This is a genomic window from Halobacillus sp. GSS1, from assembly GCF_017307035.1.
GTDB classification, from domain to species: domain Bacteria; phylum Bacillota; class Bacilli; order Bacillales; family Halobacillaceae; genus Halobacillus; species Halobacillus litoralis.
On the sequence record NZ_JAFLHE010000012.1, the window covers coordinates 48,639 to 68,493 of the forward strand.

Consider the following 19,855-nt stretch of genomic DNA (forward strand, 5'->3'; position numbering starts at 1 on the left):
GATTACACCTTCCAATCTATCTTCAAGTCTGGCATTTGTTCCATGCTTACATCAACATTACCAGGACGGTAGTGATGTTCAGGGTCACGCTTCTTATTTTTAATTATCGGTTCACGCCGTTGGATATCAATTTGTGCTTCTCCTGGTTGATAGCTCACCTGAACGAGCTCATATGTCGGACGTCCCCCAGGTTGAAAGGTAAAATCATACCCTGTATTCCTTTTCGCCTGCTCAGCAATGGGATTCCCACCATTTTCAATGCGCATGAGCTCATCTCCTTCACGAGAGACACGAGCAAGACCTTCCATCCAAAAATTCTTCGCAATGCCGACAAGCTCTTCGGTTCGCGCCATTACACTTTTCAAGTCAAGGTTATGCCAGGCATTTGTCTGGTCTATCGTTATCTTCCCAGGCTTTTGTTCAATTTTCATATCAGCTTTTGGTTGTTGAATCGACTGTTCTACTTGATGCTGCTTGATCGTTTGCTCTGGCTTATTAATCCTCAGCCCAATCCGTCCTGGAGTGGACTGCATCTGAAGCTTAGGAATATTCATCCTTGTCCCTCCTCATGAAGGTGCCTTTCAATGAAAGGCTTATTCAAAAAACAAGACTGTCTCAAATCGAGACAGCCTTATCTTAGAAAATCCATCAACGTGGGCTGGATGATTCGGGCCCCGACGCCCATCGCCGCTCTATGGACACTTTCCTGTGTTTTTAAATCCGTGATTACTTTTTCAATATCTGCATCTTCGTTGTCGGACATCATTCTTGTCGCACTTACTTTTTGTGATTCCAAACGATCCTCAATCAACTCCACACGGTTCATTCGGGCCCCCAAATCGGCGCGTTCGTTAACGATATTTCCGATATGACCGTCGAATGATTCAATAAAACCCCCGAGTTCTCCCTGGGTTGTATCCCCTTCAAGTGCAGATGCGAAATTCTCGAGGTCTTCAAAAAGTTTCTGATTGAACACATTCCCAGGCGTAATATTCGTCTGAAGCTTAACTCCAGATGAAACCTCGATATTGACCGGATCATTCCCAGGTGGTACGGAACCTTCTAAATCTTCCATATCAAAAGGAGCTTCCGTTGTATTCGATCCATTGAAAATATATTTATCATTCACTTTCGTATTAGCGATTGATCCGATATGTTCCTTCAGCTGACGAATTTCCTTAGCAATATTCTCACGTTGGCCTTCATCGTATGTATCATTGCTCGCCTGAACGGTCAGTTCACGAACTCGCTGCATTGCCTGTGTAGCTTTATCAAGGGCTGCATCACTATTATCCATCCAATTATGGACTTCACCGATATTACGCTGGAATTGCTCCACTTCGGTTACTTGCTGGCGATAGTTGATTCCTTTCATAGCTACCACGGGATCCTGGGAAGGACGGGAGATTTTCTTCCCTGTCGATAATTGCTCCTGATAATTCCCCATGTTCCTATAACTATCGCTCAAGTTTCGCAGCATATTATTCGAAAGCATACTTTGAGTTACACGCATCAGTCATTCACCTACCTTCCTACTCGTCCCATTTGATTGATGACCCGATCTAGCATTTCATCGACGACAGTAATGTTTCTCGCCGCTGCATTATACGCATGTTGGAACTTGATCATGTTCGACATTTCTTCATCCAATGACACAGAACTGACGGACTGCCTTTGTTCATCTACAGAGCTTTTAAGTGTACCTGCGTTTTTTGACATCCGTTCTGCTTCCTGTGTCTCAACAGCCATCGTACCAATCATCGATTCATAAAAGCTGTCCATAGAAGTTTCTTCACCAAATACTGCATTCGGTTCACTTTGGACATCCGCTAAATTCGAAGCATTTTCTCCGTCCCCGGCTTTATCTGATACAGCTGCGGCAATATTATCTCCATCCGCTTTAATTGCATCAGTCAAACCAATAGTACCCGCTACACCTTCAATGACTCCTTCTGCTTCCATATCAATATTGAAAAAGTTAGGAATCTCATCCCCGTTTTCGATACTATTTAAAGATTCCCCTTGAGTATGGATAGTGTTAAACTCTCGCGCAAAACCTGTCGCCATTCTATCCAAGTCCGAAAGCATTTGCGAATAGCTCCCTTTTTCCTCGTTGCCTTGCATGTAGCCTCCGGAATCAAGCAGGGCTTTCAATTTACCTTGGGATGAGAAGTCTTCTATAGTATAGGAAGCACTACCACCGACCTGGATACTGCCAGCATGAACTTCTCCTTCGGCATAATTGACTTTTAGAGTGTTCACTTCATTCGCCGCTCCATCTACAAGTTTGGCCGGTGGACTTAGAGGCTGTCCATTGTTACCAACAATTGAAATACTCGCCTTCCCCATAGCCAGTGGTTCAGCGGAAGAAGGTGTATCTTCGTATTTCACTTCGATATTCACATGTTGGGATAATTGATCAATCAATCGATCACGTTCATCATACAAATCGTTCGGAACCATGCCATGTGGTTCTACTTCAGCGATTTGCTGATTAATGTTATTGATTTGATTCGCTAATGAATTAATTTCTTTTTCCGTGACACCAACCTCTGTTTTAACATCTTTCTGCATCGACTGGATGGTGTTTGAAAGGTAGTTGAACGTTTCCGCTACAGCTTGCCCACGTTGACGCACGACAGAGCGCGCACCAGAGTCTTCTGGATTAACAGACAAGTCCTGGAGAGATTGCCAAAAACGGTCCATCGTCTTCGCGAGGCCATCTTCAGAAGGTTCATTCATTACATTTTCCAACCTTCCTAATGCGCCAGAGCGAGTATCATAATAGCCGGACTTGCTGCTTTCACCACGATACTGCTGATCAAGAAAGCCGACTCTTACACGTTCAATTGATCCTGCTTCTACACCACTTCCGACCTGACCAGGAATCTCCGGGCGATTTCGTGAAGCCGGTGGAAAAGGTCCTGTCTGCTCGAAATTGACGCGCTGCCTCGTATATCCTTCTGTATTCGCATTAGCAATATTATGTCCTGTCGTATATAAAGCGGATTGTTGAGTGAAAAGCCCGCGCTTCGCTACTTCCAATCCGTGAAACGTTGATCCCATGATGGTTACTCCTCTGCTTTATGCTTTTGAATCAAAGATGGAACGTTTAGCTGTGCTCCCATCTTTTATTTCTTTTCCTCCATAATTCACAGACTGAAGGGAGGGTTGGAGAAGGTCGAGCGACATGTTGATGAACTGCAGGGATTGCTGTGTCAGTTCTGTGTTCAACTTTTCCTGTTGCTTCAAATCAGCTAAAACGAGGATGAGAGCTTCGTAAACGTTCTGAAGTCTCTCTCTTTCTTCTCCATCAATAATTTCAATAAGTTCGGATACGGTCTTTCCATGTGTAGAAAGCCCCTCTTCCGTAGCCCACTGAGCTACTGACCGTTCTCTTTGTTTTTCGACTTTTTCAATCGCCTGCACATGCTTCTTTTCTTGAATCAGCAGCTGTTGAATACCAGTGACATCGTTCGTTTTCAGTGCCTCTGTTTTCTTTTGCGACAAAGATAAAAGGCTTTCATGCAACTGCTGAAGCTGTTTCATATGATTGATGACCGGATCGATCGTCATGATGATTCTCCTCTATTATTACTTCGACCAAAAATCAAGCATCTTTTTAGCGGTCGCCTTGGCGTCCACCTGGTAATTTCCCTGCTGTACATCTGATTTCACTTGGTCAACCAGTTTTTCACGTACAGAATCGTTCTTCCCGGATTCTTGCATCTGCTTAGCCGTCTCAGAAATTTCGATTTTGTCGGTCGCTTGCTTCTTCTGTCCGATTTCTGCCTGCTTGTTCATCTGCTTTTGATATGGATTTATATTCGTATGATTCGGGCCATTAATTTTCAATTCTGTCACCTCATTTCCATCCGACTGTCTATTACTCATTATATCGACAACAGTCATGAAGATATAAATCATGCTTATGATTCATTTCACCATGAATAATAAGTCCTGTTTGCTTTTTCCCGTTCCTTCTCTTCTTTTCTAGCTTCCAAAGATTCATTACGTTCTTGTACATCGAGTCCTTTTTGGATCGATTCTTTACAGGCAGCACATAAACGGTCTTCTCGAATGGACGCTCCGCACTTTTCACAAGGATAGCTTACATTTGGAAAATGAGCGGGATGAAGCCGCTTCTCTTTGACAAACTTACGGATCTGCCGTTCAGAAACCCCTGTCCCTGCCTCAATTTCATCTACCGTTGCTGTCCGGTTTTGTTTTCTTCTCAGAAAAGCGTATACGGTTTGAAAGTCCTTTTCTTCCTGCTTCTTACACTCAGGACAAACGGTGCTCGATCCTTTCAAAAAAAGTCCATTACAACGTGAGCAATTCGCTAATTCCCCCATCTTCATCGTCCTCCATGTTCTCTATTTATCTATTATATCGGCACAGATGGAGAGATTCAAAAGTCCTATAGCCCATTCAGCGAAAAATTGTAAAAGATGATACAGATGGACATCCTTGTTTTTTCAATAACGAAGCCATATGCCGGACCGTTCTCCCTGTCGTGTAAATATCATCAACAATAACTGCAGGGTCTGTAATTGGATGCAGAAGCCGGAAGGGGTTTTCGGCTTGCATGCGGTCCCTCCGGCCTCTTTTGGACTGCTTCTCACTGTGCGACCGTTCAAATATAGAGAGAGGCTCTTGCTCCAACGACTGGATAACCGCTTCTGATTGATTGAAACCACGCTCATCGAGACGCTTGCGACTGAGGGGCACATTCAATACCTGCCTCCCTTTAAATCCAGAAGCTAACCACGCGTTTTGCAGATCTTCCTTAAAAGCATCCAAAACCGCATAGTCACCCCTGTATTTCCAGCGTGCCACAAGATCTTTATTGAAATCATTGTATGGAAAAGCTGCAACATTTCGTTCTAATAAACCAGTGTTTGTTTTCTCCCATTTTTCACAGTCGTGACACACCCCCTCATGCCCTGGACGATGACAACCAGGGCAGAAAGGAGCTGTTATTTTATCCATTTGTGCCTCACAATCCTGGCATATCTTTGTCTGAACAGGGGGCTTCCAGAACGTGCCCCACGTAACAGCAGGAATGGTTTCAACATGACAGATGAGACACCTCATAGCTTCCGCCCCAGTTTATTCATATAACGAATCGACTCCACAGCATCCAGCATTTCATCCGTTTTCCCAATATGATAAAAAATCACATCTCCCGCAGGATCATCTGGACTTCTTCCAGCTCTTCCTCCGATCTGAACGAGCGCCGCCTCATCGAAAACCACGTGCCCTGCGTCAATGACAAAAACATCGACAGACGGAAACGTCACTCCCCGCTCCAAAATCGTCGTTGTAATGAGTACACGGTATTCTTTTTTCCGGAACGCCTGGATCTTCTCTGCCCTTTGACTGTCTTCCGCATGAACCGATTGCACCTCACAGTTCCGTTCTTTTAAGTACTCAGCGATTTGTTCAGCCATTTTGATCGAAGGAAGAAAAAGAAGCAGTTGTCTTGGTGTCTCTTGCTGATGGGCAATTTGCTGGAGAACCTTTGGTGGAAGCTCACCTTTTTGTAAATAACGGTGAAGAGTAGGAGTAAGTTTGAGTTGAGGCACGGGAAGAGGATGTCCGTGGAAACGTTGGGGGATGAATACAGCAGGAAGGTCTTTGGAACGAATCCTTCGCTTCTGCCTCTTTCTTGGTGTGGCCGTTAAGTAGATGATAGAAGCATGCGGTTTGGACGCTCGTTCACTGGCATAATGGAGAGATGGGTCATTATGAAAAGGGAAAGCATCGACTTCATCGATGATCATGACATCAAACGCTTGAGCAAAGCGCAGCAACTGATGTGTAGTAGCGATAATAAAAGGGGCATCGCCAGCTTTATCCGGACTATCCCCGTATAGAGCCTGGATGTTCACATCAGGAAATGACGTTTGTAATCGAGGGAGCAGCTCTCTGACAACATCTGTTCTAGGTGTAGCCAGACAAATACGTTTCCCATTTTTCAGCGCTTCCGTCAGGGCAGGAAAAAGAATTTCTGTCTTTCCGGCTCCACATACCGCCCACACTAGTTTTTCTCCGATTCCTGTTCGGACAAGTGCCACCAGTTCATCTGCCGCTTTTTGTTGATGTCGCGTCAATTCCCCATCCCATTGGCAGGGGTGTTCATGGACGAACCATTCAAAACCAGAACTTCCATAGTATAAAGGTTCACATTCTATCACTCTTCCCATTTGAATACAGGAGCGGCAGTACACACAGGTTTGCCCACATGTCGCGTGGGGCATTTTCGCAAAAAGGTAGGACTTTGTGTTTCCGCAACGCCTGCAGCGATAACCCCAAGGATAAGTCTCAATGCTTGTTACTTTTGTAAGGATCGATTGCGCTACTAAGTAATCTACTTTTTCATCTTCATAAGGGATTTCGTGACGAAGAAGGAGTTTTCCGGAGAGAGAAGAGAAGCTGTGGGTGGGATTTTCAGGAGGAATCCAGGAGAAGTCTTTTTGAAGGTATTTCTTAACCGTTTTGAACATTTAACCACCATCCTATAGAAAATAGAGCCTGTTTGAGTCTCACAAACAGGCTCTTTCTATTAGGATTGACGGTACCATCCAAGGCCCATCGCGCCTTCACCAAGGTGCGTGCCGATGACGGGACCGAAATAACTGAGGACGACCTCGACGTTATCATGTTTTTCTTCCAATTCTTTTTTCAGCTCCGCCGCTTCTTCAGGACGGTTCGCATGAATCAAGCAGGCTTTGTACATTCCGCCTTCTTCTACCTTTTCTTCAAAAAGGGAAACAATCTTCTTAATCGCTTTTTTCCGTGTCCGGATTTTTTCAAACGGTACGATTTTAGTATCCACAAAGTGAAGAACAGGCTTCACTTGTAAAAGACTGCCGACGAAGGCCTGGGCACCATTGAGACGGCCGCCTCTCTGCAAGTGACTGAGATCATCGACCATGAAGTAAGCGCTCATTGATTGCTTCATTTCATTTAATCGATGGATAATTTGATCAGGCGTTGCCCCGTTGTCCGCCAATTCAGCAGCTTCAAGCGCATAAAAGCCCTGCATGTGACAGCTGATCTCTGAATCAAACACGTGAACATCGATCTCTTCAACCATTTCACCTGCCGTAACCATCGCTTGGTAAGTTCCACTGATGCCACTGGATAAATGGATAGAAATGACCGCATCATAGTCCTGCGAGAGTTCCTCGAGCTTTTGAGTCATGATGCCGATCGAAGGCTGAGACGTTTTCGGAAGTTCTCCGCCTTCTTTCACCATATCGTAAAAGTCATCTGCGTTAATATCTACTTCTTCCTGATAGGATTCATGACCAAAAATCACGTTCAACGGAACCATATGTATGTGGTTGGCTTTACGTACATCTCTCGGAAGGTAAGCTGTGCTGTCTGTAATTACGGCTGTTTTCATCCGATCCAACTCCTTGTATGCTTAGTCTTTTCTATGAATATATGTAAAATAATTTCCGATATTCTCTCTACCTATTTTACATGAACCCCACCCACAATGCACCAACTAATGCGAAAACAGTTGTCCATATGTCTATATTTGGTGTACCAGGTCATCCAGAATCTGGATGACCTGGTACACCAAATAATCCCAAACAACCTCTGATCATCCTACAATCAATCTCCAAATCCACACATCAAAAAGGGCTGTTTTTTCAGGTATACATTTCTGTACCTTAAAAAAACAGCCCTAATACTTTTTGTATATTCTTTTATTTAGATAACTTCGACCCAGCCGTTTTTGATAGCTGTGACGACAGCCTGCGTACGGTCGTTGACGTTCATTTTCTGTAGAATGTTACTTACGTGGTTTTTTACGGTTTTCTCGCTGATATAGAGTGCTTCCGCTACGCCACGGTTGCTGTTTCCGTCCGCCAACAGTTGCAGCACTTCACATTCACGGCGTGTGAGAAGATGCAATGGCTTACGATATTCAATCGTTCGATAAGCACTGCCGCCTTTGCTATCTGCCAGACGACGATATTCAGCAACTAAGTTGTGTGTGACTTTCGGATGCAGGTAAGAACCTCCAGCACCTACAACTTTGATAGCATCGATCAATGCATCAGAATCCATCTCTTTGAGAAGGTAACCTTGCGCCCCTGTCTTCAGGGCGTGTGTCACATAGTTCTCATCATCGTGAATCGACAGAATGATCACTTTCATTTCGGGATAGCGTTTCGTAATTTCAGCTGTCGCTTCAACCCCGTTCATGCTCGGCATGTTGATATCCATCAGGACAACATCAGGCATGTGCTCTTCAATAAGGTTCACCGCTGTATCCCCGTCATCACCTTCAGCTACAACTTCGAAGCTCGTTTCAAAATCTAAAATTCTTTTTACGCCTTCACGGAATAATTTATGATCATCAATTAGGACTATTCTGGTCGTCATGGTCATTTCCTCCTGTTTCTCACACATAGAATGGTTTTTGGTTCCCCTAACCTATTCTTTATCTCTCTCTATCTTTGTTTTTGTCTATTTTTAGAAGATTGAATCTACCCTAATCCTATTCCCTATTATAAACGATTCACGTCCATTTACATAGTTTTTCGAAAAAATATCAATTTATTGGTAAATGAATCGTGACAATCGTCCCTTCTCCAATACTTGAATCGATATTGAGCTCGCCATCGAGCATGTCGACGCGTTCCCTCATGCCGACCAAGCCGAAAGATTTCTCTTTTTTCTTCTTGGTGTCAAAACCTTTCCCATCATCCTTCACGATGATCAGAGCTGAGTTTGACTTCATCTCAACTTTCACTTTGATTTCAGATGGCTCTGCATGCTTCAATGCATTTTGCACGGCTTCTTGAACTAGGCGGAAGAGAGCTACTTCATACTTGGTCTCCAGACGTTTTTCTTCTCCAAAGGAGGCAAATGAAAATTGGACATTTTTGTTGTAGTCCTCAATGGTGGCCAAATACTTCTTCAATGTAGGGATTAGTCCGAGATCATCCAACGCCATCGGTCGAAGATCATAGATGATTCTCCGGACCTCATATAGCGCGGATCGTACTAAAGATCGGACGCTTTTAACCTCTTCCATGGCTTCCTCAATCCCACGCTCGCGATAAGTCCGGCCGACAAGGTCGGAACGTAACATGACATTTGCGAGCATTTGCGCAGGGCCATCATGGATTTCCCTGGACAAACGACGCCGCTCTTCTTCCTGAGCCTCAATGATCTGCAAGCCGAACTCCTGCTTTTCCTTCGCATCTTCAAGAGCATCACTGACATGCTTGAAATCTTCGGTCAAATAATTAAGCACGACCGAAATTTTCCCACTGAGCGCTTCCGCACGGCCAATTGTTTCTTCTAAGTTACGTAGACGGATCTCTATATCGTCCCGCCGTTCGCGGAGTTGTTTTTCCTTTTCACGCTTCATGGACAAATCCATTTGCAGTTCGTGGGTTTGTTCATAAACTTTTCGAATTTCTTCCTCTGAATACTTCTGGAAGTGCTTGCTGACTTCTGATAAGCGCGTCCGAGAAAAACGGACTTTTTGTTCAAGCTTGTCCCCTTCATCAATATGAGACAATACTTGTTTCTTCGTTTCTGTCAGTTCTTTGTTCAGTTTTTCAAATTCACTTCGGGACTCTTCACCAATTTGAAAGATTTCATCTTTGCTATTCGTGACGGTCTCGACCATCTCATTGATGATATGGTCAAGGGCGATGTCCCCAGTTTTCTTAAAACTCATCATAAGTCCCTCCATCAATATTCACATACTCATTCGTAAGACCTATGTCCATTTATGGGGGTGATTCTCAGTAAAAATGTAAAATAATGAACAATAGTCGAACCATTTGCCGATTTTTTTCCCCATCGATATAATTAAACCTCAGGAGGTTTTTGAGACGATGTTAGAAAGCTATTATACCGTAAAACCAGAAGGTTCAGAAGAAGTGAAAATCCAGAAATCGCGTTTCATTGGTTATGTCAAACGCTGTGAAACCGAAGAGGAAGCGCAGGCCTTTATTTCACAGATTAAAAAGAAACACCATGATGCCACCCATAACTGTTCGGCCTATATGATCGGCGAGCAGGACCTTATACAAAAGGCGAACGATGATGGAGAACCTAGCGGCACGGCCGGCGTTCCCATTCTTGAAGTGTTGAAAAAAAGAGGGCTGAAAGACACAGCTGTCGTTGTGACTCGTTATTTTGGCGGGATTAAACTTGGTGCCGGAGGGCTCATTCGTGCTTATGGATCAACCGCTTCCGAAGCGATCAACACAACAGGGGTCGTCAGGCGGCAGCTCATGAAAGAAATGAAGGTCACCATTGATTATCATCTTCTCGGTAAAGTGGAAAATGAAGTAAGGAACTCAGATTACACATTAGAAAGGATTAATTACCTAGAAAATGTGGAATTAATAGTATATGTAGAAAGCGGACTGGAAAAGGAATGTGAAGACTGGATGACTAACCTGACAAGTGGTCAGGCATCCATCGAACAAGGAGACGCTTCCTATGTAGAATTTGATGTCACACCTGAGTAAAGGAGCTTATGGATATGAAGCGCCGGAAAAGATATGTCTTCATCTGGTCCTTCCTGTTTGTTTTTCTCGTTGGTGTTGGAGCGGCAACCGGTTATGCCGCCTACTTGACGGACCAAGTGAAACAAACAGCCCTAAATTCCCACCAAGGACTTGACCGTGGTGAGAAATCAGACAAACGAACAAAAGAAGTGACCCCAGCTAAAGATCACACCTCTGTCTTATTTGTAGGAATCGATGACAGTGACAAACGCGAAAGTTCACCTTCAAGATCTGATGCATTGGTCCTCGCCACTTTCAATGAGGATGAAAAATCCATTAAGATGCTGAACATTCCTAGAGACTCACTCACGTATATCCCTGATGTTGGTTATGAAGATAAAATCGCTCATGCCCATGCTTTCGGTGGAATCGATGGAACGGTAGAAACGGTCGAACGGATGTTGGATGTTCCCGTTGATTATTATGTACGGCTGAATTTTAACTCATTCGTTGAAATTGTTGATTCAATCGGCGGAATCACTTATGACGTCCCTTTTGACATGCAGGAACAAAATAGTTCCGATCAGGCAGGAGCCATTGAATTAACGGAAGGAAAACAGCTGATAAACGGTGAAGAAGCCCTCGCTTTAGCCAGAACGAGAAAGTATGACAGCGACTTGGCTCGCGGGGAGCGACAGATGGAAATTATCCAGCAGATTTTCAGGGAGACCGTCTCTGCTAAAGGGCTGAATAATATGGATGAGATTTTATCGTCCGTGAGTGCGAACATGAAAACCAACTTAACCTTTAGTGAAATGATTCAGTTTAAAGATTATTTCCTTCAAAAAGAGAATTTCACCTTTGACAAAATGCAGCTGGAAGGTGAAGGTGGTTTCACAGGTCATGGATGGTACTATCAGCTCGCGAAGGACGATTTAACAGCTACGTCTGATGAACTGAAGAATCACCTTGAATTGCAGAATCCAATAGCCAGTGAAAATGAAGAAGAAAATTCCATGTAAAAAGCTGCTCCAAATCTGGAGCAGCTTTTTTTATTGCTTCGACTTTGTGCCGTTAATCATATTCAATAAAGGTCTGTACTCTTTCCCTACAAGTCCGGTTATCTCAACGATTAACTCAATCATAACCGCAAGTAGTGCAATAACCGATATAGCTCCGAAGATGGTGGCTTGTGAGAAAATCACCGCTGCTAAACTAAACAAGGCACTAACAGCATAAATCATGAGAACCGCCTCAGGATGACTGTAGCCAAGATTAATCAAGCAATGATGCAGGTGAGATTTATCAGGAGCAGATAAAGGTTTTCTTTGAATCACTCGGCGGACAATCGCAAATAACGTGTCCGATATAGGAACACCAAGAATAATGATCGGAATGACGAAAGAAAATAACGTGACGTTTTTAAAACCAAGCAGGGCAAGCACACTAATCATGAACCCTAAAAACAAAGCCCCTGTGTCACCCATGAAGATCTTAGCAGGATAGAAGTTATACACCAGAAAACCAAGGGTACTTCCTAACATCATTAGTCCTGCAAAAACGACAAAAACGTTACCCATCGTAATCGCCATGCCGGAAATCGTTAACAAAGCAATCGCCGAAACGCCCGCGGCCAATCCGTCCAGTCCATCAATAAGGTTGATGGCATTCGTAATAGCAATGATCCACAAAATTGTAATCGGTATGCTTAAATACCCTAAGTCGAGCTGACCACCAAAAGGTAAATTGATGAAATCAACCTGAACTCCACCCATAACAACAATGACAGCGGCCAGTAACTGGCCGAAAAGTTTAAGTTTCGCTGATAGCTCCGTAAGATCATCCAGCACCCCGGTGATGATAATGACAGTAGCGCCTATAAGAACAGGCCAGGTGTAGTTACTTTCGGGAAAGAAAAATAAAATACCGAGAGCAAAGCTTATATAAATCGCCAGCCCACCAAGGCGTGGCATGATAATTTTGTGTACTTTACGGTGGTTCGGTTGATCCGTTGCACCGATTTTAATTGCTAATTTCTTGACTAACGGCGTGATGATGACCGCAACGATCAAGCAAAATAGCAAGGCCTTATACTCCATAAAGACCCTCCTCAGGTTTATTATATCCTCTCCGAATGAAATAACAGCTGATATTAAATACCATTTTCCCATGCATAGTTCTTATGGAAAAGCACCATATTAACCGTGAAAAATTATATCACAAGAACAGCCGTTTTCATGTAACGATTTGATTACTTTTTATTAGCCTTTTTTTAAGCAGGCAAAACCTTTAAATGTAAAAAGATGGAGGGAGGAGAAGGATATGGCTGAAAGAGAAAGAAAAAAATTAGAAAAGTCATTAAAGGCTCACTGGGTATGGGCGATTGCGTTCGGTTCGGCTATTGGGTGGGGAGCTTTTGTCCTTCCCACCGATTGGATTGCTCAAGCGGGCCCTTTGGGTGTCGTTATAGGTTTATCTCTTGGGGCTGTATTAATGATGATCATTGGAGTCAGTTACGGGTTCTTGATTGAAAAGTTCCCCGTTACAGGCGGTGAATTCGCCTATGCCTATATCGGGTTTGGACGAATGTATGCATTTGTTGCCGGCTGGTTCCTTACGTTAGGTTACATCTGCATTGTTGCTTTAAACGCCTCCGCCCTGGCATTACTTGCTAAGTTTTTATTCCCTTCTTTTATCGAAATAGGAAATGTGTATAACGTTGCCGGGTATGATGTTTCCATTATTCAAGTAGCGATTGCAAGCGCCGCCTTAATTGTCTTCGCTTTATTGAATATTCGAGGGGCGAGTTTTTCAGGACAAACACAATTTGTGTTCAGCATCATTTTGATTTTCGGGATTGTATTATTAGCGTTGGGAGCCTTGTGGGCAGATGGTCCAAGCCTTACCCATACCACACCTCCTTTTTCACCTGAAAAATCAGCCATCGCATCGATTGTCACCATATTAGCCATTGCTCCATTCGCTTATGTTGGCTTTGACAACATTCCTCAAGCCGCTGAAGAGTTCGATTTCGCTCCAAAAAAAGCTTTCCGCTTAATTATTTGGTCTCTGTTAGCAGCTGGCTTGGCATACAGCGCTATGATTCTAATTACTGCAAGCACGATGCCCTGGCAGGAATTGTTGCAGCAGATTGAACGAACGCAATCCGTATGGGGGACGGGAGATGCTATTCAAAGTTATATGGGGAGAATCGGCGTTTGGCTCATCGCTCTATCTGTTTGTATGGGAATCTTCACAGGCTTGAACGGCTTTTATATCTCGGCAAGCCGATTAACGTTTGCTATGGGAAGGGCTCGCATTCTTCCAGATATATTTAGAAAACTGCACCCTAAATACAAAACACCGTATATAGGAATTCTATTTACGATGTGCGTCTGCCTGATCGCTCCGTGGTTCGGTCGGGAAGCTTTGTTATGGGTTGTCGATATGTCTTCTACAGGCGTTGCCATTGCTTACTTCTTCTGCACGGCTACCGCTTATAAGTTCTTTCACTGGAAGGAGAATACATCCCCCTCTGCGAAAAGAGCAACCATTGATCCCTTAAGAAAACTTTTATCACTTATCGGGATGCTCAGCTCTCTATGTTTCTTAGCTCTTCTCTTAATCCCTTGGTCTCCTGCTTCACTTGGGAGAGAGTCCTACATCGCTTTGGCTCTTTGGATTCTCATTGGTTTGATTTTTTACCTTTTCAACTATAAACGGTACCGTCATATTGACCGTAAAGAAATGAATTATTTGATTCTGGAAAAAGAAGAAATATAACTGATTCTTATGAGAGAGATACATGATACGTTTATGTCAATCGTTTTACATTTTCCACAACAAAAGAACGGGGTCCTTCGATTGTTTTCAAATGTGGTAGAATGAAAAGCTGAGAGGTTTAAAATAGAGGTGACATACATTGGCTAAACGTATCATTCGCGTTCGCAGACGCAAAAAGAAACAGAAACGACGCATCGCACTGACACTTTTTCTATTGTTCGCAATGACCATAGGTGGAATTTTCTACTATGTGTCGCAAGTATATACAGCTTCATATGAAGATCTGGATCGAGGAGATAAATCTGATTTACGGGAAGAAGCGGTGGATATTGGAGATGAACCGATTTCCATACTTTTGCTCGGCGTTGAAGATTATTCTTCTGATGGGCAAGCAGGTAGAGCGGATACTCAAATTGTTCTGACCATCGACCCGGAAACGCAGGATATGACGATGACCAGTATTCCCAGGGACTTAAAAGTGGACATCCCTGCTAGTAAAGTCGGGGAAAAGTATGGAGGAAGTCATAAAATTAACGCTGCCTACACGATCGGTGAAATTAGTGGGTATGGTGCTGAAAAATTGACGATTGAAACGGTGGAAGATTATTTAGACATCCCCATTGATAAATATGCTTCGGTCAACTTTGAAGGTTTCGCTGAAATCGTAGATGTGTTAGGCGGAGTAACCGTAGACATCAAACAAGGTTTCTGGGAACGAAGCCACTTACAACACGATAAAAGAATTGAATTCACAGAAGGCGAAACGAAAATGGATGGAGAAGAAGCTCTTGCCTTTGTAAGAATGAGAAAAAGAGACGTTGCCATTGAATATCCAAGAGATGAAAGACAGCGTCAATTTATAAAAGCAAGTATTGAGGAAGCTCTCTCTCCAGGCAATATTTTCAAAGCCGATGAAATAGCGGATGCGGTCAGCAGCAACGTTCAAACCAACCTTTCCGTGAAAGAAGCTTTCGCACTCCAAAAAGCTTTTTCATCGAAAGACCCTTCAACAGAGACGTTTACACTTGAAGGAGAAAATACCCGCTTGGAAGACGGACTCTTTTACTTCGTCCCTTATGACGGAAGTGTCAGTGAACTGTCGAATAAAATAAGGACAGCTTTAAAAATTAACGAAGAACCTTCGGAGGAGAGTTCCTATTCATCTTCAACTTCCAAACAAGAAACTCAGCAATCTAGTTAACAAAACACCAGCTTCCATGTGACATGGGAGCTGGTGTTTTTTTCATTGTTTAAGCTTTTTTATCAATTTCAATATGAACAGAGTGTAAAGATTAGCAGACCATTCATCCTTTCAAACTTATAGGGGCCTTCATAAGTTAAAAGAGATGGGGAGTCTGAATTATGTATGGAGATACAATGAATGACAGGTTTATCATGAAGGAACCGGTTAAATGTATCTTCTGTAATTCGAATCAATGGCTCTACAACAATAGTTTTATCTATTCTAACACTATAACGTGCCTTAATGGAAAATTCCAGATGGTCTAATATAATTTTAGTCAATCCCACGTAAATGCACCCTTTCTAAAATACCCTCCCTGATCCTGTATACCTTTTCTTTTTCTTTCATGGTATAAGAAAAAAGAGTCACCGAAAACAGCATATCGGACTAGGTAGAAAGTAAAAAGCCCCTTTCGCTGTAGAAAGGGGCTTTACATTCATTCTTCAATAATACGATAATTGGTATGAGCCACAACCGTTCTGTCGTATTCGAAATCGATCTCATCTAAGTTGTCCATAATCGTCAAATCTACGATTACGGATTGTTGACATTGACTCGGAATGACTTTGCCCTTGAAAATGATATCATTTCTCTCAAAAGTTACGATTTGCCCTGGAGTGGCAATGCGATCATCAGGTTGTACCATATCTCTCTACCCTTTCTCTTCCTCGTATTTTGAATAACCTTACAATAAATTAACAAACAATTCAAACAAAACTTTTACAATATATGTTACTAAATTCGACAAGATTATACAAGTAAAACAATAGTGGGTTTAATAAATTTCTCAGGAGATATATACTAGATAGCAAAGGTATCCAAAATTTGGGGGTTTTTTATGGCGGCTCATATTACTAAAGCAAAAAAGATTATGCTTCTATCCTTCTTAGTATTCATTCTATTCCTTTCGGCAGCAGTGATGACCCCCCTTCTCTTAGGTCCAGAGTTTTTAATGGCTGAAGATTCCCTGGAACCCTCCAAAGAGTACGATGCGATTATCGTTTTAAGCGGAGGTGAAGAGCGTCTCGACCATGCGGCTGAGCTCTATAACGAAGGATTGACGAGTCATATGATTTTGACCAATTCGACGGAGGACAGCACAACGCCTGAGAAAGCCATGGAACGAGGCGTGCCTCAAAGCGCCATTTTCGAAGAACCTTCAGCCACCAGTACATATGAAAATGCGACACGTTCAAAAGAAATTATGGAAGAAGAAGGTTTCGAATCTGCCCTTGTAGTCACGAGCGATTTCCATGCCCGGCGAACGCAAATGACATTTGACGATATTTACGACAGCCAGACCGAGGTTGACTACTCCTTCGTTTCAAATTTTTTTGACCCTTCTGATGGAATGACAGAAAATGAAAAAAGAATAACGTTTACCGAATATGTAAAAATGGGTGTCTATTGGTTCCGTTTACTCTTAGAGTAAACGGAACTTTTCTTTGTTTTCTGACATTTAATTCTATTGCACTATGGACAATCTATGTCGCTTCCTATATTATGAAAGCGATTTCACTTATAATTTTGAAAGGATGGGATTCGTTTGATTCAAAAACGTTGGATTTGGATGATCGGTATCGCGCTTTTATTTTTGTCTTTTGCGCAACCGGTTGCATCAGCCTTTGCAGATGCAAAAACATATGATGATGTTGTATTGCGTGGTAGCGCTGAAACCTTAGATTGGAGTTCGAATAACAACCCCCTTACTTACAATGCCGAAGAAGGAGTCTGGCTCAGTCAGCCCATTTCTTTGGAAGGTGGAAAAGTGACAGAGTTCAAGTTTGTTTATGACGGAAATTGGATGCCTGGAGCAAACTTGACGTACACGGCACCTCAGGATGCTGCGTACATTTTTGCTTTTCACCCGGAAGAGGAACGCAAAGTGGACATCCGCCTCGCTGATACTTATGAAGCAAGTGTAGAACTTGTACTCACCGTCCCTGAAGGAACGCCGGAATGGGTGACGCCGACAGTCGCTTCAAGCAAAAATGACTTCCATTATACAGCCGCACCTATGACGAGAACCTCTGAAAATACGTATACAACTAAAATTGTAGGGCAAGCAGGCGAAGAAGTTTCCTATTTTTACAGCCTTGCAGGAGAATCTTACAAGGAAGATCTCGAAAAACCACGTACAGTGACATTATCCACATCCGGAGGTACCAAAGAAGATACGGTCAACCAGTGGAAGAAAGTACCTGTCGCTCAATCAGTCACTCATGACTATAATCACACTCCATACGTTCCGAATCATCGTGATAATGTAACGGTGAAAGTCGAAGTGCAGCACTTTGGCCCGATCGACAAAGGAGCCATCTATTACACGACAGATGGCACTACTCCTGATGGAAAACGAGGAGAAGCTGCAAATGGACAAACCGTTCCTTTACAGATGACAGATACAACTGAAAATGCCGATGGACTGAAAACATCCATCATGGAAGGGGTTATTCCCTCTCAAAAAAAAGAAACACGCGTAAAATATAAAATCGATGTTTGGAACTCAAACAGCGAAGGATCTCAATTTGCCGACAACAATGTATTGAGTTCTGAAGAAGCCACAGAGTTCGCTTATTATGTAGACACCTATGAGTCTCCAGAGTGGGCGAAAGAAGCGGTCATTTATCAGGTGTTTGTCGATCGTTTCCGTGATGGGAGTTCAGAGAACAATACATCTGTAAATCCTGAGCAGCCCTATGATGAACAGTTGAAAGGCTGGATGGGCGGCGATCTTCAAGGAGTGCTTGAAAAGATTGATTACATCGAGGATCTTGGTGTGAATACCCTATGGATTTCACCGATCTATGAAGGTCCCTATTCTCACGGGTATCACCCGACAGACTTCATGAACATCGACCCTCGTTTCGGCAGCAACCAGCTGATGAAGGAACTTGTCGATGAAGCCCACAAACGTGATATGAAAGTCGTTTATGACCTGGTGCCTAACCACACATCCGACCAGCACGACTTTTTCCAGGATGCGTTAGAAAAAGGGCCGGATAGTCCTTACTATGATTGGTACACATTTACGGAATATCCGAATGAATATGATACGTTTTATGGCATTCAAGAGCTTCCTGAATTGAACAACGACAACCCGGAAACGCGCGCCTATATGCTTGATGAAGTCGTTCTGTTCTGGATGAATGAAATCGGCGTCGACGGCTTCCGCCTGGATTATGCCAAAGGTCCAAGTCAAAGCTTCTGGGTTGATTTCCGTCATCAAGTAAAATCACTCGATGAAGATGCGTTCATCTTCGGAGAAGTGTGGGACAATCTTGATACCATCTCTTCCTATAAAGGTAAATTGGATGGAGCGATCGATTTTGAAACACATTCCGCGATTACGAATGCATTCATACAGGATGGTTCGGTAAACGCACTAGCGTCATCTCTTGAGGAAACCTTCGGAACTTATGGCGATGAATTCGTTGCGGCTACCTTTTTAGACAGCCATGACATGCCGCGCTTTTTGTTTGAAGCTGATGGAAACGAAGAAACGTTGATGAACGCAGCAGTGTTACAGTTTACGTTACCCGGCGCACCAATCATTTACTATGGAGATGAGGTCGGCTTGTCTCAGAGTGGTGACCATAACCTTGTAGACGAGTGGAAAGACCGCTATTACCGTGAAATGATGATTTGGGAAGAAGAAAAGCAGAACGAGGAAATTCTTTCTCATTACAAAACATTGATTGATGCAAGGAATGACCAGCCAGCCTTAACACACGGCGATCTTAACATCATTTACTCGGATGATGACGTCCTCGTCTTTGAACGATCCGTGCCGCAGGACAAAGTTCTTGTGGTCATGAACCTCGGCGAAGAGGACCGCAACCTGGATATCATCGACCTTTATAACCAACAGACACCAAACAAAGTACAGCTCACTTCTCTTCTTGACAAGGAAAAGCTGAAGAGTCACAAAGGCGAACTTGAAATGACGAGCGAAGCTGACTCTGTAGCGATTTATGATGTCAAAGGAAAATTGCGTTACGAAGCTCCATCGGAAGAAAAGAAATACACTAAAGTCGTGTTGCGTGGGTCTGCACCATTTGACTGGTCCAGTGATGCCAACATGCTGACCTTCGATGAAAAAGATGCTCTTTGGAAGAGCCAACCGATTGAATTGACGGCAGGAGAAACCGTGGAATATAAATTTGTCCGTGACGGTGAATGGCTCGAAGGCGATAACCTCCGTTTCACACCAGAGACAGATGGAGAATACATCTTTATTTTTGACCCCCAAAATGAATATCAAGTGGCGGTGGAACGAATGCAAGCCATGAACGAAGCCGCCTGACAAAGAAAGCTTCCTACTTTTCAGTAG

The 19,855-nt window shown here is 43.3% G+C and carries 19 protein-coding genes; 6 read left to right on the forward strand and 13 right to left on the reverse strand.

The features are described 5' to 3' along the window. Positions 1 to 2: 2 nt before the first annotated feature. From J0K78_RS16660 to J0K78_RS16710, 11 genes are all read right to left on the reverse strand, one after another. A complete protein-coding gene (locus J0K78_RS16660) occupies positions 3 to 554 on the reverse strand; it encodes a DUF6470 family protein (RefSeq protein ID WP_206948042.1) in 552 nt (183 codons plus the stop codon). Positions 555 to 631: 77 nt separating this feature from the next. Then, positions 632 to 1,513: a flagellar hook-associated protein FlgL gene (gene flgL / locus J0K78_RS16665; protein ID WP_206948043.1), complete on the reverse strand. Its 882-nt coding sequence runs from the start codon at positions 1,511 to 1,513 to the stop codon at positions 632 to 634. An 11-nt stretch (positions 1,514 to 1,524) separates the two neighbouring features. Continuing rightward, the gene (gene flgK, locus J0K78_RS16670; protein WP_206948045.1) at positions 1,525 to 3,066 is read right to left on the reverse strand and encodes a flagellar hook-associated protein FlgK; all 1,542 of its coding nucleotides are present in this window, start codon (positions 3,064 to 3,066) and stop codon (positions 1,525 to 1,527) included. An 18-nt stretch (positions 3,067 to 3,084) separates the two neighbouring features. After that, positions 3,085 to 3,576: a flagellar protein FlgN gene (locus tag J0K78_RS16675; RefSeq protein WP_206948053.1), complete on the reverse strand. Its 492-nt coding sequence runs from the start codon at positions 3,574 to 3,576 to the stop codon at positions 3,085 to 3,087. 18 nt (positions 3,577 to 3,594) lie between these two features. Further along, a complete protein-coding gene (flgM, locus tag J0K78_RS16680; protein ID WP_242517931.1) occupies positions 3,595 to 3,927 on the reverse strand; it encodes a flagellar biosynthesis anti-sigma factor FlgM in 333 nt (110 codons plus the stop codon). 14 nt (positions 3,928 to 3,941) lie between these two features. Further along, positions 3,942 to 4,355, reverse strand: a complete 414-nt coding sequence (locus J0K78_RS16685) for a TIGR03826 family flagellar region protein (RefSeq protein WP_206948060.1) — start codon at positions 4,353 to 4,355, stop codon at positions 3,942 to 3,944. A gap of 76 nt (positions 4,356 to 4,431) precedes the next feature. Beyond that, positions 4,432 to 4,992: a ComF family protein gene (locus J0K78_RS16690; RefSeq protein ID WP_242517932.1), complete on the reverse strand. Its 561-nt coding sequence runs from the start codon at positions 4,990 to 4,992 to the stop codon at positions 4,432 to 4,434. A 101-nt stretch (positions 4,993 to 5,093) separates the two neighbouring features. Continuing rightward, positions 5,094 to 6,509: an ATP-dependent helicase ComFA gene (locus J0K78_RS16695; RefSeq protein ID WP_206948063.1), complete on the reverse strand. Its 1,416-nt coding sequence runs from the start codon at positions 6,507 to 6,509 to the stop codon at positions 5,094 to 5,096. A gap of 59 nt (positions 6,510 to 6,568) precedes the next feature. Further along, a complete protein-coding gene (locus J0K78_RS16700) occupies positions 6,569 to 7,414 on the reverse strand; it encodes a DegV family protein (RefSeq protein WP_206948065.1) in 846 nt (281 codons plus the stop codon). 314 nt (positions 7,415 to 7,728) lie between these two features. After that, positions 7,729 to 8,406 (reverse strand): response regulator, encoded by a 678-nt coding sequence (locus J0K78_RS16705; protein WP_160911420.1) that lies wholly within the window; start codon positions 8,404 to 8,406, stop codon positions 7,729 to 7,731. A gap of 169 nt (positions 8,407 to 8,575) precedes the next feature. Next, positions 8,576 to 9,715 carry a sensor histidine kinase gene (locus J0K78_RS16710; protein WP_206948066.1) on the reverse strand — a complete coding sequence of 380 codons (1,140 nt, stop codon included), beginning with the start codon at positions 9,713 to 9,715 and terminating at the stop codon, positions 8,576 to 8,578. A 160-nt stretch (positions 9,716 to 9,875) separates the two neighbouring features. On the opposite strand from J0K78_RS16710, the gene J0K78_RS16715 reads away from it, so the two are divergent. After that, the gene (locus J0K78_RS16715; protein WP_206948073.1) at positions 9,876 to 10,517 is read left to right on the forward strand and encodes a YigZ family protein; all 642 of its coding nucleotides are present in this window, start codon (positions 9,876 to 9,878) and stop codon (positions 10,515 to 10,517) included. Between the two features lie 14 nt (positions 10,518 to 10,531). Next, entirely contained in the window at positions 10,532 to 11,518 is a 987-nt protein-coding gene (locus tag J0K78_RS16720) for an LCP family protein (RefSeq protein ID WP_206948075.1), read from the forward strand. A gap of 30 nt (positions 11,519 to 11,548) precedes the next feature. Here J0K78_RS16720 and J0K78_RS16725 read toward each other — a convergent pair whose 3' ends face one another. Beyond that, on the reverse strand, positions 11,549 to 12,595 hold the full coding sequence (locus J0K78_RS16725) for a glycosyltransferase family 4 protein (protein ID WP_160911413.1): 1,047 nt from the start codon (positions 12,593 to 12,595) through the stop codon (positions 11,549 to 11,551). 223 nt (positions 12,596 to 12,818) lie between these two features. Between J0K78_RS16725 and J0K78_RS16730 the strand changes: the two genes are divergently transcribed. Both J0K78_RS16730 and J0K78_RS16735 read left to right on the forward strand, forming a co-directional pair. Then, positions 12,819 to 14,279 (forward strand): APC family permease, encoded by a 1,461-nt coding sequence (locus J0K78_RS16730; protein WP_206948077.1) that lies wholly within the window; start codon positions 12,819 to 12,821, stop codon positions 14,277 to 14,279. A 139-nt stretch (positions 14,280 to 14,418) separates the two neighbouring features. Beyond that, positions 14,419 to 15,480 (forward strand): LCP family protein, encoded by a 1,062-nt coding sequence (locus J0K78_RS16735; RefSeq protein ID WP_206948079.1) that lies wholly within the window; start codon positions 14,419 to 14,421, stop codon positions 15,478 to 15,480. A 478-nt stretch (positions 15,481 to 15,958) separates the two neighbouring features. Here J0K78_RS16735 and J0K78_RS16740 read toward each other — a convergent pair whose 3' ends face one another. Then, positions 15,959 to 16,168 (reverse strand): YkvS family protein, encoded by a 210-nt coding sequence (locus J0K78_RS16740; protein WP_115822794.1) that lies wholly within the window; start codon positions 16,166 to 16,168, stop codon positions 15,959 to 15,961. Positions 16,169 to 16,360: 192 nt separating this feature from the next. Between J0K78_RS16740 and J0K78_RS16745 the strand changes: the two genes are divergently transcribed. Together J0K78_RS16745 and J0K78_RS16750 are read left to right on the forward strand one after the other, a co-directional pair. Next, entirely contained in the window at positions 16,361 to 16,954 is a 594-nt protein-coding gene (locus tag J0K78_RS16745) for a YdcF family protein (RefSeq protein WP_206948081.1), read from the forward strand. A 114-nt stretch (positions 16,955 to 17,068) separates the two neighbouring features. Then, positions 17,069 to 19,828 carry an alpha-amylase family glycosyl hydrolase gene (locus J0K78_RS16750; protein ID WP_242517933.1) on the forward strand — a complete coding sequence of 920 codons (2,760 nt, stop codon included), beginning with the start codon at positions 17,069 to 17,071 and terminating at the stop codon, positions 19,826 to 19,828. The last annotated feature ends 27 nt before the right edge of the window (positions 19,829 to 19,855 follow it).